A 14,818-nucleotide genomic window follows, 5' to 3' on the forward strand; every position below is an offset into this window, starting at 1 on the left:
TTAGATGGGTTGAGTCGAACCGCGAATAATCAGCTCTGGCAAGAAATCCAGGGTGCGCGTGGGGGCAGCGTCGCCACGCAGGCGCTTGAGTAAACAGTCGAATGCACTGGCGCCGATGGCCTCGGTCGGCTGGGCGAGGGCGGTGATGCCATTGCCCACCAGTGGGTACCAGTCCAGGTCATCCAGGGCGATCAGGCCGACGTCGGCAAAGAGTGCGCAGCCCAGGGCCTTGAGCGCGCGGGTGCAGGCCAGCGCGGCGATGCCGTTGGCACAGAACAAGGCCTTGGGGCCGGGTTTGGCGAGAAAGGCGTGTAGATGGGTGTGCAACTGGTCATCCAGTTCCAACACTGCGCCGGTCAACTCAGGGCGGGCGGAGATCTCGGCCTTGAAGCTGTGCAGGCGCTCCAGGCGTGAGCTGGTGCCATCGGTGGCTTCACTCACCAGCAACACATCGCGATAACCCTGCTGTTGCAGATGCTCCACGGCCATGCGCACTGCGGCGGGGTTATCCAGGCCCACCAGGTCGCTGTGCAGCGGTTCGACCTTGCGGTCCACCAGCACCAGGGGCATTTCCCGTTGCAGTTCCAGCAACTGGTCAAGGTGATGGCCGAGGGTGTTTACGATCAGCCCTTCGATGTTGTACGAACGCAGCGCCGCGAGATGCTGGCGCTCCTGTTCGTCATCGCGGTCGGTGTTGCACACCACCAGGCTGTAGCCGTGCTGGCGGCAAGCGGTTTCGACACCGTGCATCACGGCAATGGAATAGGGGTTGCGGATATCGGCCACCAGCATGCCGATCAGGCGCGTGCGCCCACGTTTCAGGCCGCGGGCCATCTGGTTGGGGCGGTAGCCGAGTTGTTCGATGGCCTGCTCGATGCGCAGGGCGATGGCATCGGACAACAATGCACGGTCGTCGCCGATAAAGCGCGACACGCTGGCCTTGGAAACCCCGGCGCGCTGGGCCACGTCAAGCATGGTCACACGGCTGCGCTGGGCGGCAGAGAAGTTGTTCACGGTCATCGACCTTCTATTTTTATTGGAATGACTGAAACCGGTTTCAGGAAACCATCAAAGTAGGAAAGTCGTCAAGGAGTTGTAGGACAAAGACAGACGTAAGGTCGATGTGGCCCTAGCCGAACAGGCCTGCGGCAATATTGATCGAGAAGCCCAGGATCGCCGTATTGAACAGAAACCCGATCAACGATTGCCCCAGCACCACTTTGCGCAAGCCACGGGTGGCGACGCCGACATCCGAGGTCTGCACCGCCACGCCGATGGTGAAGGAGAAATACAGGAAGTCCCAATAATTGGGGGTCAGCAGCCCTTCGGCAAAGCGCAGCGCCGGCTCCTTGCCTTGCCAGGTGTAGTAGAGACGGGCGTAGTGCACGCTGAAAATCACCCCGATCAACAGCCATGAACCGATCACCGTCAACCCGGTAAAGCCGTAGTGCAGCAGGCGTTCGGAGGTGGCCAGGTCTTTGCTGCCGACCAGTTCGAAGGTGATGGTGGCCAGGCTGGCAATGGCGGCGATGCACACCATGAACAGCACCAGGCCGGCGTTCTCGTCCTCGATCTCGGCGATGCGCTTGACGTCTTCGGCCTTGGCCCGAATGGTCAGCCACAGCATCAGCACCAGATACGTCCAGACCCCGGCGTTCCAGCCGATGAGAATTTTGCTGATGAGCGATTCGGCCGGCACCAGGATGCCTACGGCAAGGCCGAACACGGCGGCGGCGGACAGGCGAGGGTGAGTGCGGGCGAGGAAGGGCATGGCGGCTCACAGTAAGGGCGGTTGTAAGCACCATAACCCATTCTTGTGGCGAGCGGGCTTGCCCGCGTTGGGCTGCGAAGCGGCCCTGAACAGGGTTGCTGTGTTTTTGGCTGAGACAATGGCGTTGGGCTTTTTTGGGGCTGCTGCGCAGCCCAACGCGGGCAAGCCCGCTCGCCACAGCAAGCCCGTTGGCCACACAAGCCTGCTCACTGAAGCGTTTCGGCCGGCACCAGGATGCCTACGGCAAGGCCGGACAGGCGAGGAAGGGTATGGCGGCTCACAGTAAGGGCGGTTGTGAGCACCATAACCCATTCTTGTGGCGAGCGGGCTTGCCCGCGTTGGGCTGCGAAGCGGCCCTGAACAGGGTTGCCGTGTTTTTGGCTGAGACAATGGAGTTGGGCTTTTTTGGGGCTGCTGCGCAGCCCAACGCGGGCAAGCCCGCTCGCCACAGCAAGCCCGTTGGCCACAACAGGCCTGTGGCTTAAGCGTCGGCGTTTAGTTGCGTTTGCTTACGAGCTTCATGACCACCACAAAGAACACTGGCACGAATACCACCGCCAGGGTTGCGGTGATCATGCCGCCGATCACCCCGGTACCGATTGCCTGCTGGCTGGCCGAGCTGGCACCCGTGGCGATCGCCAAGGGCACCACGCCGAGGATAAACGCGAGTGAGGTCATGATGATCGGCCGCAGCCGTAACCGCGCGGCTTTCAGGGTGGCGTCGAGCAGGTCTTCGCCCTGGTCGACCAGGTCCTTGGCAAACTCGATGATCAGGATCGCGTTCTTCGCCGACAAACCGATGATGGTGATCAAGCCCACCTTGAAGAACACATCGTTGGGCATGCCGCGCAAGGTCACCGCCAATACGGCGCCAAGCACACCCAGCGGCACCACCAGCAACACCGAGGTCGGGATCGACCAGCTTTCATACAGCGCCGCCAGGCACAGGAACACGATCAGCAACGACAACCCCAGCAGCAACGGGGCCTGGGCGCCGGACAGGCGCTCTTGCAGCGACAAACCCGTCCATTCCTGGCCCAGGCCTGCCGGCAACAGGTTGACCAGGCGCTGGATCTCTTCCATGGCCTCGCCGGTGCTATGCCCCGGCGCCGCTTCGCCGCTGATGGCGATGGCCGGGTAGCCGTTGTAGCGCGTCAACTGCGCCGGGCCCTGGGTCCACTTGGCTTCGACAAACGCCGACAGCGGCACCATCTTCCCGGCGTTGTTGCGCACGTTGATCTTCATCAAGTCCGCCACCTGGCTACGCTGGTCACCTTCGGCCTGTACCACCACCCGTTGCATGCGGCCCTGGTTGGGGAAGTCGTTGATATAGGCCGAGCCAATCGCCGACGACAGCACATTGCCGACATCGGCGAAGGACACGCCCAGTGCGTTGGCCTGCTTGCGATCCACCTCAAGTTGTACTTGCGGCGCTTCGGCCAGGGCGCTTTCACGCACGTTGGCGAGAATCGGGCTTTTCTCGGCGGCGGCCAGCAGTTCGGTGCGCGCGGCCATCAACGCGGCATGGCCGACGCCACCGCGGTCCTGCAGGCGGAACTCGAACCCGCTGGAGGTGCCAAGGCCATCCACCGGGGGCGGCAGGATCGCGTAGGCAATCGCGTCTTTCAGCTCGCTGAACGCGGCGTTGGCACGGTCGGCAATCGCCGAGGCCGAATCGTCGCTGCTGCGCGTCGACCAGTCCTTGAGTGTAGTAAACGCCAGCGCCGCGTTCTGCCCCGAACCGGAGAAGCTGAAACCCATGATCATGGTGGTATCGCCCACCCCGGGTTCGCCGGCGTTATGGGCTTCGATCTGCTCGGCCACCTGCACCGTGCGGTTCTTGCTCGCGCCCGGTGGCAACTGGATATCGGTGATGGTGTAACCCTGGTCTTCCACCGGCAGGAACGAGGAGGGCAGGCGGCTGAACATCAGCCCCAGGCCCACCAGCAACACCAGGTAGATCAGCAGGTAGCGCCCGCTGCGCTTAAGGGCGTAGGCCACCCAGCTTTCGTAGCGGTCGGTAAACTGATCAAAGCGCCGGTTGAACCAGCCGAAAAAGCCGCCCTTGGCGTGGTGTTCGTCCTTGGCAACCGGCTTGAGCAAGGTCGCGCACAGCGCCGGGGTCAAGGTCAGGGCGAGAAACGCCGAGAACAGAATCGAGGTGGCCATCGACAGCGAGAACTGCTGGTAGATCACCCCCACCGACCCTTTCATGAACGCCATCGGCAGAAACACCGCCACCAGCACCAGCGTGATGCCGACGATGGCCCCGGTGATCTGGCCCATGGCCTTCTTCGTCGCCTCCTTGGGCGACAGGCCTTCGGTGACCATGATGCGCTCGACGTTCTCCACCACCACAATCGCATCGTCCACCAGGATACCGATGGCCAGCACCATACCGAACATGGTCAGCACGTTGATCGAAAAGCCCAGCAACAACATGGTGGCGAAAGTGCCCATCAGCGCAATTGGCACCACCAGGGTCGGGATCAAGGTGTAGCGCACGTTCTGCAAGAACAGGAACATCACCGCAAACACCAGCGCCATGGCCTCCAGCAAGGTGTAGACCACCTTGGTGATCGAGACTTTGACGAACGGCGAGGTGTCGTACGGGATCTTGTATTCCACATTGGCCGGGAAGTAGCGCGACAGCTCATCCATCTTCGCCCGCACCAGGGTCGCGGTGTTCAGCGCATTCGCCCCCGGTGCCAGTTGCACGCTGACGGCGGTGGACGGCTTGCCGTTCAGGCGCGTGGAAAACTGGTATTCCTGGCTGCCGATTTCCACCCGCGCCACATCGCCGACGCGTACGGTGGAGCCGTCCGGGTTGGCCTTGAGCACGATGTCGGCGAACTCCGCCGGCGTCGAAAGCTGGCCCTTGACCAGGATCGCCGCGGTAATTTCCTGGGTTTTAGTGCCGGGCAGATCACCGATGCTGCCCGCCGATACCTGGGCGTTCTGCGCGCTGATCGCGGCATTCACGTCGGCCGGGGTCAGGTTGAAGCCGATCAGCTTCTGCGGGTCGATCCAGATGCGCATGGCGCGTTCGGCGCCGTAGAGCTGGGCCTTGCCCACGCCGTCCAGGCGCTTGAGCTCGTTCATCACGTTGCGCGCCAGGTAATCGCTGAGCGCCACGTCATCGAGCTTGCCGTCGTTGGAGGTCAGGGTCACCAGCAGCAGGAAGCCGGCGGACACCTTCTCCACCTGCAAGCCTTGCTGCGTCACGGCCTGGGGCAGGCGCGGCTCCACGGCTTTAAGCCGGTTCTGCACGTCCACCTGGGCCATTTCCGGGTCGGTGCCCGGTTGGAACGTGGCGGTAATGGTGGCCGAGCCGAGGCTGCTCTGGGATTCGAAGTACAGCAGGTGGTCGGCGCCGTTGAGCTCCTGCTCGATAAGGCTGACCACGCTTTCATCCAGGGTTTGCGCCGAGGCGCCAGGGTACACCGCGTAGATTTCCACCTTCGGCGGCGCGACGTTGGGGTACTGGGCCACCGGCAATTGGGGGATGGCGAGCGCGCCGGCCAGCAGGATAAACAAGGCCACCACCCAGGCGAAGATCGGGCGGTCAATAAAGAACTGCGGCATGGCGGGTTTATTCCTCTACTTGGACTTTTTCGCCGGGGCGCGCGTGTTGCAGGCCTTCGACCACAATGCGGTCACCGGGCTTGAGGCCGCTGCTGACGATCCAGCGATCCTCGATCACCGCACCCAGCTCCACCGGTTGCTGGCTCACCACCTGCTCGTCATTCAACAGCAGCACCATCGGGATGCCCGCGCTGTCACGGGTGATGGCGCGTTGCGGCACGCTGATGCCGTGTTTATCCACGGCCTGCTCGAGGCGTACGCGCACAAAGCTGCCAGGCAGCAGGTCGAGGTCCGGGTTGGGGAATTCACTGCGCAGGATGATCTGCCCGGTGCCGGGGTCCACGCTGATTTCGGCGAACAACAATTTGCCCGGCAGCGGGTACAGGCTGCCGTCGTCCTGGATCAGCGTGGCCTTGGCCTGGTCCTGGCCGACCTGCTTCAAGCTGCCGGCGCGGAAGGCGCGGCGCAGGTCGTTCAACTCGCGGGTGGACTGGGTGAGGTCGGCGTGGATCGGGTCCAGCTGCTGGATGATCGCCAGCGGCGTGGCTTCGTTCTGGCCCACCAGTGCGCCTTCGGTGACCAGCGCACGGCCGATGCGCCCGGCGATCGGCGCGGTCACGGTGGCATAGCCCAGGTTCAGCCTGGCGCGTTCGACGGCGGCTTTATTGGCGGCGACTTCGGCGTTGGTCTGGCGCACGGCGGCGCGCGCGTTGTCGTAGTCCTGGCCACTGATGGCGTTGCCTTCTACCAGTTGGCTGTAGCGCTGCTCTTGCAGGCGTGCCTGAAACGCATTGGCCTCGGCCTTGCTGAGGTTGGCCTGGGCGCTGTCGAGGTCGGCCTTGAAGGGCGCTGGGTCAATGCGAAACAACACGTCGCCCTGTTTCACATCATGGCCTTCCTTGAACACGCGCTGCATCACCACGCCGGCCACCCGGGCGCGGACCTCGGCGATGCGCGGCGCGGCGATGCGCCCACTCAGTTCGCTGGTGATGGACAGGGGTTTGGCTTGCAGGGTTTCGATGCGCACCTTGGCCAGGGGCATTTCCGGCGCCTCGGCTGCGGACTTGTCACACGCGCTCAGTGCCAGTGCGAGGGCCAACAGGCAAAACGGCGCCAACAGTTTCTTCGACATGCTCTTATCCCAATATTGACTGACGCATCCTAAGGTCACCTGCGCCGTGGTGCTGTGAAGCTGTGTAGGTGGTGTGTGAAGAAATGTAAGGGGCGGCGCGCGGGGCGGCGCGGGCGTATATCCTTGCACAATCCTGCAAACACTGAAGATCCCATGTGGGATTTGTGTAAGACACATCACTGTATTTTTTGGAAACACCTCCATGCCCAACATCCTTCTGGTGGAAGACGACGCCGCGCTCTCCGAGCTGATTGCCAGCTACCTGGAACGCAATGGCTACCACGTCAGCGTGCTCAGCCGTGGTGACCATGTACGTGAACGTGCGCGCCTCAACCCGCCGGACCTGGTGATCCTCGACCTGATGCTGCCTGGCCTCGACGGCCTGCAAGTGTGCCGTCTGCTGCGCGCCGACTCGGCGGGCCTGCCGATCCTGATGCTGACCGCCCGCGACGACAGCCATGACCAGGTGCTGGGCCTGGAAATGGGCGCCGACGACTACGTGACCAAACCCTGCGAGCCACGCGTGCTGCTGGCCCGTGTGCGCACCTTGCTGCGCCGTAGCAGTTTGTCCGAGCCGCAGGCGGCCAACGACCAGATCCTGATGGGCAACCTGTGCATCGACCTGTCGGAGCGCACCGTGACCTGGCGCGGCCAAGCGGTGGAACTGTCCAGCGGCGAATACAACCTGTTGGTGGTGTTGGCCCGGCATGCCGGCGAGGTGCTCAGCCGCGACCAGATCCTGCAGCGCCTGCGCGGCATCGAGTTCAACGGCACCGACCGCTCGGTGGACGTGGCCATCTCCAAGCTGCGCCGCAAGTTCGATGACCACGCCGGTGAGGCGCGCAAGATCAAGACCGTGTGGGGCAAGGGCTACCTGTTCAGCCGTTCCGAGTGGGAATGCTGAGCCATGTTTCGTGTGCTGCTACGCCTCTACCTGATCACCATCGTCACTTACAGCGCGGCGATCTTCCTGATTCCCAAGCTGGTGATCCAACTGTTCGAACATCGTTACCTGGATTACAACCTCGAGCAATCCCGAGGCATGCAGAAGCTGATCGTCAAGCAATACCTGCGGGCGCCGGTGGAGCGTTGGTCGCAGGTTACCGAGCAGTTGGGGCAAGACTTTGCGCCGCTGAAAGTGCAGCTGTTGCTGCGCCAGGACGCCAGCTATACCCCCGCAGAAGCGCTGCAGCTGGAGCAGGGCAAGTCGGTGATTCGCCTGGGGGAGTGGGGCTGGATGGAGGAAGTCAGTTCGCCGATCAACCAGCAGTTCGTGGTCAAGCTGACCATTCCGCCGGACCCGCTCGATATGAACCTGTTGTACTGGTCAATGAATGTGCTGATCGGCGCCGCGCTGCTGGCCTGTCTGCTGATGTGGTTGCGCCCGCATTGGCGTGACCTGGAACGCCTCAAAAGCACCGCCGCGCAATTGGGCAAGGGCAACCTTGCCGAGCGCACGCGCATCCCGCCCAGCTCGAATATTGGCAGCCTGGCGGCGGTATTCGACACCATGGCCGGCGATATCGAACACCTGCTCAACCAGCAGCGCGACCTGCTCAACGCGGTCTCCCACGAACTGCGCACGCCGCTCACGCGCCTCGACTTCGGCCTGGCGCTGGCGCTGTCCGAAGACTTGCCCCAGGCCAGCCGCGAACGCCTGCAAAGCCTGGTGGCGCATATTCGCGAGCTGGATGAGTTGGTGCTGGAGTTGCTCTCCTACAGTCGCCTGCAAAACCCGGCGCAACTGCCGGAGCGCGTCGAGGTGGTACTCGACGAATTTATCGACAGCGTGCTGGGCAGCGTCGATGACGAGCTGGAAAACCCCGAGATCGTCATCGATGTGGCACTCGATTGCGCCGTGGAGCGTTTCAGCCTCGACCCGCGTCTCACCGCCCGCGCCTTGCAGAACCTGCTGCGCAACGCCACGCGTTACTGCGACAAGCGCATCCAGGTCGGCGTCAAGGTATGCCCCAAGGGCTGTGAAATCTGGGTGGATGACGACGGCATCGGCATTCCGCTGGACCAGCGCGAACGCATTTTCGAACCCTTCTACCGCCTCGACCGTAGCCGCGACCGCGCCACCGGCGGTTTCGGCCTGGGCCTGGCGATCAGCCGCCGCGCCCTGGAGGCCCAGGGCGGCACCTTGACGGCCTTGGCCTCGCCACTCGGCGGTGCGCGGTTCCGCGTTTGGCTGCCCAGCGCCGGCTGATCAGAGCACCTTGACCGCGCGGCCGATCGCCTGGATCGGCCCGGTAGGCTTGCCGGTCGGCGAGCCGCGCGGGTCTTCCAGGGTCAGTTCGAACAGTTGGTTCGGCGACAGCGGTGGCAGCTTGTCCAGCGGCACCGAGAGGGTTTGCCCAGGCGTGACCAGGCCCAGGGAGACCGGGCCTTGCCAGCCATCGCCCTTGGTCCAGAATTGCAGGGCCTTGTCTGCCGGTACTTCCATCACGCCCAAGGGGATCAACTGGATCTGCTGATTGTTGCTGGCCTGGATCACCCAACCCGGCGCCTGGGTTTGCGGGGCCACCAGCACCACCACAAAACTCGGCTCGGCAGGTAGGCGGGTCAGCAGCAGCGTGGCCAATACCACACTCGCCGCCAGCCCGGCAGCGGCCAGGCCGCGCCATACCGCGAGCAGATCCCACCAGGGCGTGCTCGCGCTGCCGATGTGGCGTTCGATGCGTCGCCATAGTTGCGCCGACGGCGGCACCGGTTCGGCCAGGGCGGTGAGGGGCAGCAGGCGCTGTTCCCAGGCGTCGACGGCGGCGCGCAACTCGGCGTCGTGCGGGAGGCGTTGTTCGACCTCGGCGCGGCTCTCGGCGGGCAGGGTGCCCAGCACATATTCGCTGGCCAGTTCGTCCAGTGGGTTACTCATGCCATGCACTCCCGCAGCGCGGCGAGGCTACGTTTGATCCAGGCTTTGACGGTCCCCAGCGGGGTGCCCGTTTTCTGCGCGATTTCTTGATGGGAATAGCCGTCGACATAGGCATGCAGGATGCACGTGCGACGGGCCGGGTCGAGTTGCCCCAGGCAGGTGTGGATCTGCCCGGAACGCGCGGTGAATTCAACGGTGTCGGCGGCGGCAAGCTGTTCGTGTTCCTCGCCCAGCGGCACTTCGCGGTAATGGTTGCGCACGGCATTGAGGGCCAGGTGCCGGGTGACGCTGTACACCCAGCCCCGCGCCGAGCCGCGGCTGGGGTCGAAACTGCCGGCGCCGCGCCAGACCTTGATAAACGCGTCATGCACGATGTCTTCGGCCAGGGCCTTGTCCCGCGCAATGCGCAAGGCGACGCCGAGCAAGTGGCTGCTGTCCTGCTCATACAGTTGGCGCAACGCGCGTTGATCGCCACGGGCACAGGCCAGCAGACAGGCTTCGTAATCGAACACACACTTCCCTCAATGGCCGGACCCTGTGGCAAGCGCACGTGCTCGCCACAGGGCAGCGTAGCCGGGTTTACTCAGTTGGCCGCCCAGAAAATGTAGTCGGCCTGGTATTTCACCACTTCCTGCGCGCCCTTGTTGGCCGTGGTGCACGCGCTGCTCGGCGCCACGCCGCCTTTGAGGGCAACCCGCTGAATATAACTCACACCGCTCATCGCGCCTTTGCCTTCGGCCGGGTTGGCCTTGACCAATTGATACGGCAGGTTACCGGGGCTCGACGGCGCTACGGCCAGCTGGGTGCCGGTGATTTTCGAACCGTCCTTGGCCTGCCAGGTGGCCGGTGGGCCGAAATAGGTGCCCACCTGTTTGCCGCTGCGGTCGTTCAGCACGGCCTTGGGGCCGATGAAGGTCCATTCGGTCTGGCCGGCGGCGTTGGCTTTGTCACGGCACTCGTAGGTGATTTCGCCGACGCCTGTGGTTTCCATCGCGACTTTATGGCCGTCCGGCACCTTGATGCTGTCGGGCAAACCGGCCTGGGCGAAGGCGGCGGGGCTGGCAATGAGCAAACCGGTGAAGCAGAGCAGGGCTTTAGCGTTCATGGGTGTTTCTCCATTAGATGAAACAGCAGGGTTGCTGCAGGTACTACCCATGGGCATCGCAATTGGATGCAGTGGTTGGCAAAAAAAATTGATTTAGTAAAAAAAGATCTAAAGTCAGATCATATTGATATAAGTCGTTATAAGAAAAATCGCTATCCTGCGGCCAGAAATTTATAAGGCCGCAGGTAGCGTCAATGGAAGTGGGTAATTTTGGTTTCGTGATTGCAGGCCTGATCGTTGGTTTTATCGTGGGCATGACCGGGGTGGGCGGTGGTTCGTTGATGACCCCCATCCTGTTGTGGTTTGGCATCAACCCGGCCACGGCGGTGGGCACCGACCTGCTGTACGCGGCCATCACCAAGTCCGGTGGGGTGCTGGTACACAGCAAGAACAAGAACATCGACTGGACCATCACCGGCTGGCTCACCCTCGGTAGCGTGCCCGCGGTGCTGCTGACCTTGTGGTTCCTGGCCACCTTGCACACTGACCCCAGCGTGATGAACGCGGTGATCAAACAAGCCCTCGGTGTCGTACTGTTGCTGACGGCCCTGGCGATTCTGTTCAAGAAAAGCCTGTTGGCCTTCGCTCAACGCCATGCCGGCGATAGCTACCACATGCACCCGCGCAACCTCAACGCGCTCACCGTTGTCACCGGTGCGATCCTCGGCACCATGGTGGCGCTGACCTCCATCGGCGCCGGCGCCCTCGGTACCGTGGCGCTGTTTATCCTGTATCCGTTCCTGGCCACGCGCCGGCTGGTGGGCACCGAGATCGCCCATGCCGTGCCTCTAACGCTGGTCGCGGGCTTGGGCCACGCCGGTATGGGCAATATGGACTGGCACCTGCTGGGCTTTTTGCTGATGGGTTCGCTGCCGGGGATTTATATCGGCAGCCACATGACCGGCAAGATCCCGGACGGCGTATTGCGCCCGTGTCTGGCGGTGATGTTGATGGCCGTCGGCTATAAACTCGCGTTCTAAGCCCGTACCCAATTTAAATGTGGGAGGGGGCAAGCCCCCTCCCACATTTTGAGCAGTGATAGGCTCTAGCCTTTCGCCGGCCCGTTACCGATCTGCCACACAAACGGCGGCTCGGTCGCGTTGATCACCCAATCCCCCACAATCCGCGCCTTGTAGATCACCGGGTTGTGCGACGACACCGTGCGCGCGTTGCGCCAATGCCGGTCCAGGGCCTTGCCCTGGCGTACATCCGAAGCCCCCAGCGCGTTGAACAATTCGCTGGTAGCCCGCTGGATCAACTCCGACACCACCACCTGTGCCGTCGCCGATTCAATCTCGGCCGCCACATTGGCTTCGCGCTCGGCCGCGTCATCCCCAGCAAACCGCGCCAGGTACGCACGCTGTGCTGGCACTGCGGCTTTCAGCGCGCTGGCTTCGGCGGCATACACCAGCGCCGCCACTTCGCCCACCACCTGCTGCACCTGTGCGTCCTGGCTGACATGGGGCGCATTGCCATGGCTGTAGATGCGCTTGCGACTGCGCACCTGATGGGCCACATCGCGCAGCGCCGCACGCCCGATACCGGCCAGGCTGGCCAGCAGCACCAACTGGTAGAACGCCGTCTGGTATTTGAAGCGGGTGGCGAAGTCGATCACGTTTTCCGCCTCCACCACCGCATCGGTAAAGCGCGAGGTGCCGCTGCCGGTGGTGCGCTGGCCGAAACCGTCCCAGTCATCACTGTGCACCACGCCGGGCTGGCGCGCGCGGGTGGCAGCGATCACATCGCCACCGGTGTCGCTGCGCTGGGCGTACACGTCGATCCAGTCGGCGAAAATGCTGCCGGTGCTGTAGAACTTTTCGCCATTGAGTGCCCAGTTGTCGCCGTTCGGGCTGACCTGGGTGACCACGTCGCCGATGGCCACATTGCCGATTTCGGTCCAGGCACAGCCGACGATATCGCCGTCTACAAAGCGTTTGAACCACAGGTCGCGGCCAGCGCTTGGTGGCGCGTTCAGGCGGTCCTCGGCAAACGCGAAGTGCCCGCGCAGGGCCTGGGGCACGTTGGAATCGGCTTCGGCCAGTTCGATCAGCAATTCGAACAGCTGCGGCAGGGACGCGCCGCCGCCGCCATATTCCACCGGCACCCGCACCGCGCCGAAGCCGGCTTCCTTGAGCCACTGGATCGGCGCGTGGGGCAGGGTGCGGTTATGTTCACGCTCTACGGCACCCGCGGCGATGCGCTGGAAAATCGGGCGGAAACGCGCGGCCAAGGTGGGGTAGTCGACGCCGATGGACAGTGGGTTGATGACATGGTGTTCGGTCATGGGGATGGCTCCGGGGCAGTGGTCAATGCAAAAGGCAATTGCACAGTCCGTGCCGGGTGTCAGGGCCAATGTTTACAGGGGGTTGGGCGTACTTGCTGTTGCGCCAGCAACAGTGAACCGACAAATCGGCGCAATCCTCAACAGGCCAATTTACCCCAGCCCTGCCGGGTTTTTCCGCTGCGGCGCCGCTGGGCTGGGCGTTTGCCCGGGGCTGGCACGCTTGCTGCTCAACCCCTCGGTACATCCCTTTTGTACGAGGTACCGTTCGATGAGTCAGCAAGCCGTGAAATTTGCCTATTGGGTGCCCAACGTCAGCGGTGGGCTGGTGGTCAGCAAGATCGAGCAGCGCACCCATTGGGGCATCGACTACAACCGCAAACTGGCGCAACTGGCCGAAGCTGCCGGCTTCGAATACGGCCTGACGCAAATCCGTTTCACCGCCGGCTACGGCGCCGAGAACCAGCATGAGTCCGTGGCGTTCAGCCATGCGCTGCTGGCCGCGACCACCACCCTCAAAGTGATCGCCGCGATCCTGCCCGGCCCGTGGCAGCCGGCGTTGGCGGCCAAGCAATTGGCGACCATCGACCAGCTCACCAATGGCCGCATCGCGGTGAATATCGTCAGTGGCTGGTTCAAGGGTGAATTCCAGGCCATCGGCGAACACTGGCTGGAACACGATGAGCGTTATCGCCGTTCCGAGGAATTTATCCGTGCCCTCAAAGGCATCTGGACTCAGGATGACTTCACCTTCAAAGGTGACTTCTATCGCTTCAACAATTACACCCTCAAGCCCAAGCCGCTGGGGCAGCCAGAAGTCTTCCAGGGCGGCAGCTCACGCGCCGCACGCGACATGGCCGCGCGCGTGTCGGACTGGTACTTCACCAACGGCAACACGCCCGAAGGCATCAAGGCCCAGGTCGATGACATTCGCGCCAAGGCCGCGGCGAATAACCACTCGGTCAAAGTCGGCGTCAACGCTTTTGTGATCGCCCGCGACACCGAAGAAGAAGCCCGTGCGGTGCTGGCAGAAATCATCGACAAGGCCGACCCGGAAGCGGTGAACGCGTTTGGCGACGCCGCTAAACAGGCCGGCAAGGCCTCCCCCGAAGGCGAGGGCAACTGGGCCAAGTCCAGCTTTGAAGACCTGGTGCAGTACAACGACGGCTTCAAAACCAACCTGATCGGCACCCCGCAGCAGATCGCCGAGCGCATCGTCGCACTCAAGGCCGTGGGCGTGGACCTGGTGCTGGCGGGCTTCCTGCACTTCCAGGAAGAAGTCGAATACTTCGGCAAACGTGTGTTGCCGCTGGTGCGCGAGCTGGAGGCCAAGGCAGGGATCAAGCAGGTGGCGTGAGGGGCCGGCGGGCTCTTGTGGTTGTGGCTAGTGGGCTTGTTGTGCTAGTGGGCTTGTTGTGGCGAGCGGGCTTGCCCGCGTTGGGCTGCGCAGCGGCCCCAAAATCCTGGGAGCGCTGCGCACTCCAACGCGGGCAAGCCCGCTCGCCACATAAGCCCACTAGCCACAACCACAAAAAGCCTCGCTAGCCACAGAGGGCTTTCTCCAGCCGCAGCGCGGAGGTGTGGTCTTCGTAGTAATCATCGACCCTGGCAAAGCGCCGGTAGCCGTTGCGTTCATACAGGCTGAGCGCAGCGGGGTTGTCGGTGCGCACTTCCAGGCGCAAGTGGCTGCAGGCGTGCTCCGCCGCGTAGGTTTCGATGCGCGCCAGCAACTGCGTGCCCACGCCCAGCCCTCGGGCGTGCTCGGCGATGGCGAGGGAATATAACCGCGCCAGTGAGTTGCCCTTGCGCAATAACACCAACCCATAGCCGAGCAATTGCCCGTCGCTTTGCGCCACCAGCAGTTGGCCGTGGGCGCGGCGGATCATCCAATGGAAGCTGCGCCGGGACAGGCGGTCGCCGCTGAAACATTGCTGCTCCAATGCGCATAAGGCCGGCACGTCGTCGGGTAATGCAACGCGAAAGAAAAGAGCCATATAACCGCCGTAAAAGTTGCGTAACGAAACGGGACTTCTCTACATGATCGTGCTTAATAGAAAAGGTCGAGTTCT

General features: G+C 63.1%; 12 protein-coding genes and 1 pseudogene. 4 read left to right on the forward strand and 9 right to left on the reverse strand.

The features are described 5' to 3' along the window. The 4 genes from CXQ82_RS12880 to CXQ82_RS12900 form a co-directional block, all read right to left on the reverse strand. Positions 1–1,014 (reverse strand): LacI family DNA-binding transcriptional regulator, encoded by a 1,014-nt coding sequence (locus CXQ82_RS12880; protein WP_101273776.1) that lies wholly within the window; start codon positions 1,012–1,014, stop codon positions 1–3. 115 nt (positions 1,015–1,129) lie between these two features. Next, positions 1,130–1,771, reverse strand: a complete 642-nt coding sequence (locus tag CXQ82_RS12885; protein WP_101269458.1) for a DUF1345 domain-containing protein — start codon at positions 1,769–1,771, stop codon at positions 1,130–1,132. Between the two features lie 495 nt (positions 1,772–2,266). Continuing rightward, positions 2,267–5,356, reverse strand: a complete 3,090-nt coding sequence (locus CXQ82_RS12895; protein ID WP_101269463.1) for an efflux RND transporter permease subunit — start codon at positions 5,354–5,356, stop codon at positions 2,267–2,269. 7 nt (positions 5,357–5,363) lie between these two features. Then, positions 5,364–6,488, reverse strand: a complete 1,125-nt coding sequence (locus CXQ82_RS12900; RefSeq protein ID WP_101269465.1) for an efflux RND transporter periplasmic adaptor subunit — start codon at positions 6,486–6,488, stop codon at positions 5,364–5,366. 202 nt (positions 6,489–6,690) lie between these two features. Here CXQ82_RS12900 and CXQ82_RS12905 point away from each other — a divergent pair, with 202 nt between their 5' ends. Together CXQ82_RS12905 and CXQ82_RS12910 are read left to right on the forward strand one after the other, a co-directional pair. Continuing rightward, entirely contained in the window at positions 6,691–7,392 is a 702-nt protein-coding gene (locus tag CXQ82_RS12905) for a response regulator transcription factor (protein WP_101269467.1), read from the forward strand. Between the two features lie 3 nt (positions 7,393–7,395). Continuing rightward, on the forward strand, positions 7,396–8,697 hold the full coding sequence (locus tag CXQ82_RS12910; protein ID WP_101269469.1) for an ATP-binding protein: 1,302 nt from the start codon (positions 7,396–7,398) through the stop codon (positions 8,695–8,697). On the opposite strand, the gene CXQ82_RS12915 is transcribed toward CXQ82_RS12910, so the two are convergent. The 3 genes from CXQ82_RS12915 to CXQ82_RS12925 all read right to left on the reverse strand — a co-directional run bounded on the left by CXQ82_RS12915 (position 8,698) and on the right by CXQ82_RS12925 (position 10,468). Beyond that, entirely contained in the window at positions 8,698–9,363 is a 666-nt protein-coding gene (locus tag CXQ82_RS12915) for an anti-sigma factor domain-containing protein (protein WP_101269472.1), read from the reverse strand. It lies immediately after the preceding gene. Continuing rightward, positions 9,360–9,875 (reverse strand): sigma-70 family RNA polymerase sigma factor, encoded by a 516-nt coding sequence (locus tag CXQ82_RS12920; RefSeq protein ID WP_101269474.1) that lies wholly within the window; start codon positions 9,873–9,875, stop codon positions 9,360–9,362. The genes CXQ82_RS12915 and CXQ82_RS12920 overlap by 4 nt, the downstream gene beginning before the upstream one ends. 71 nt (positions 9,876–9,946) lie before the next feature. Further along, positions 9,947–10,468: a DUF3455 domain-containing protein gene (locus tag CXQ82_RS12925; RefSeq protein ID WP_101269476.1), complete on the reverse strand. Its 522-nt coding sequence runs from the start codon at positions 10,466–10,468 to the stop codon at positions 9,947–9,949. 194 nt (positions 10,469–10,662) lie between these two features. On the opposite strand from CXQ82_RS12925, the gene CXQ82_RS12930 reads away from it, so the two are divergent. After that, on the forward strand, positions 10,663–11,448 hold the full coding sequence (locus CXQ82_RS12930; protein ID WP_101269479.1) for a sulfite exporter TauE/SafE family protein: 786 nt from the start codon (positions 10,663–10,665) through the stop codon (positions 11,446–11,448). A gap of 65 nt (positions 11,449–11,513) precedes the next feature. Here the strand turns inward: CXQ82_RS12930 and CXQ82_RS12935 are convergent, their stop codons facing one another. After that, entirely contained in the window at positions 11,514–12,752 is a 1,239-nt protein-coding gene (locus CXQ82_RS12935) for an acyl-CoA dehydrogenase family protein (protein ID WP_101269481.1), read from the reverse strand. A gap of 268 nt (positions 12,753–13,020) precedes the next feature. Here CXQ82_RS12935 and sfnG point away from each other — a divergent pair, with 268 nt between their 5' ends. Next, positions 13,021–14,106 (forward strand): dimethylsulfone monooxygenase SfnG, encoded by a 1,086-nt coding sequence (sfnG, locus tag CXQ82_RS12940; protein ID WP_012723918.1) that lies wholly within the window; start codon positions 13,021–13,023, stop codon positions 14,104–14,106. A 193-nt stretch (positions 14,107–14,299) separates the two neighbouring features. Here sfnG and CXQ82_RS12945 read toward each other — a convergent pair. Next, positions 14,300–14,743: pseudogene (locus tag CXQ82_RS12945) on the reverse strand (GNAT family N-acetyltransferase); the annotation flags it as partial. Between the last annotated feature and the right edge of the window lie 75 nt (positions 14,744–14,818).

Source organism: Pseudomonas sp. S09G 359 (assembly GCF_002843605.1).
Taxonomy (GTDB): Bacteria; Pseudomonadota; Gammaproteobacteria; order Pseudomonadales; family Pseudomonadaceae; genus Aquipseudomonas.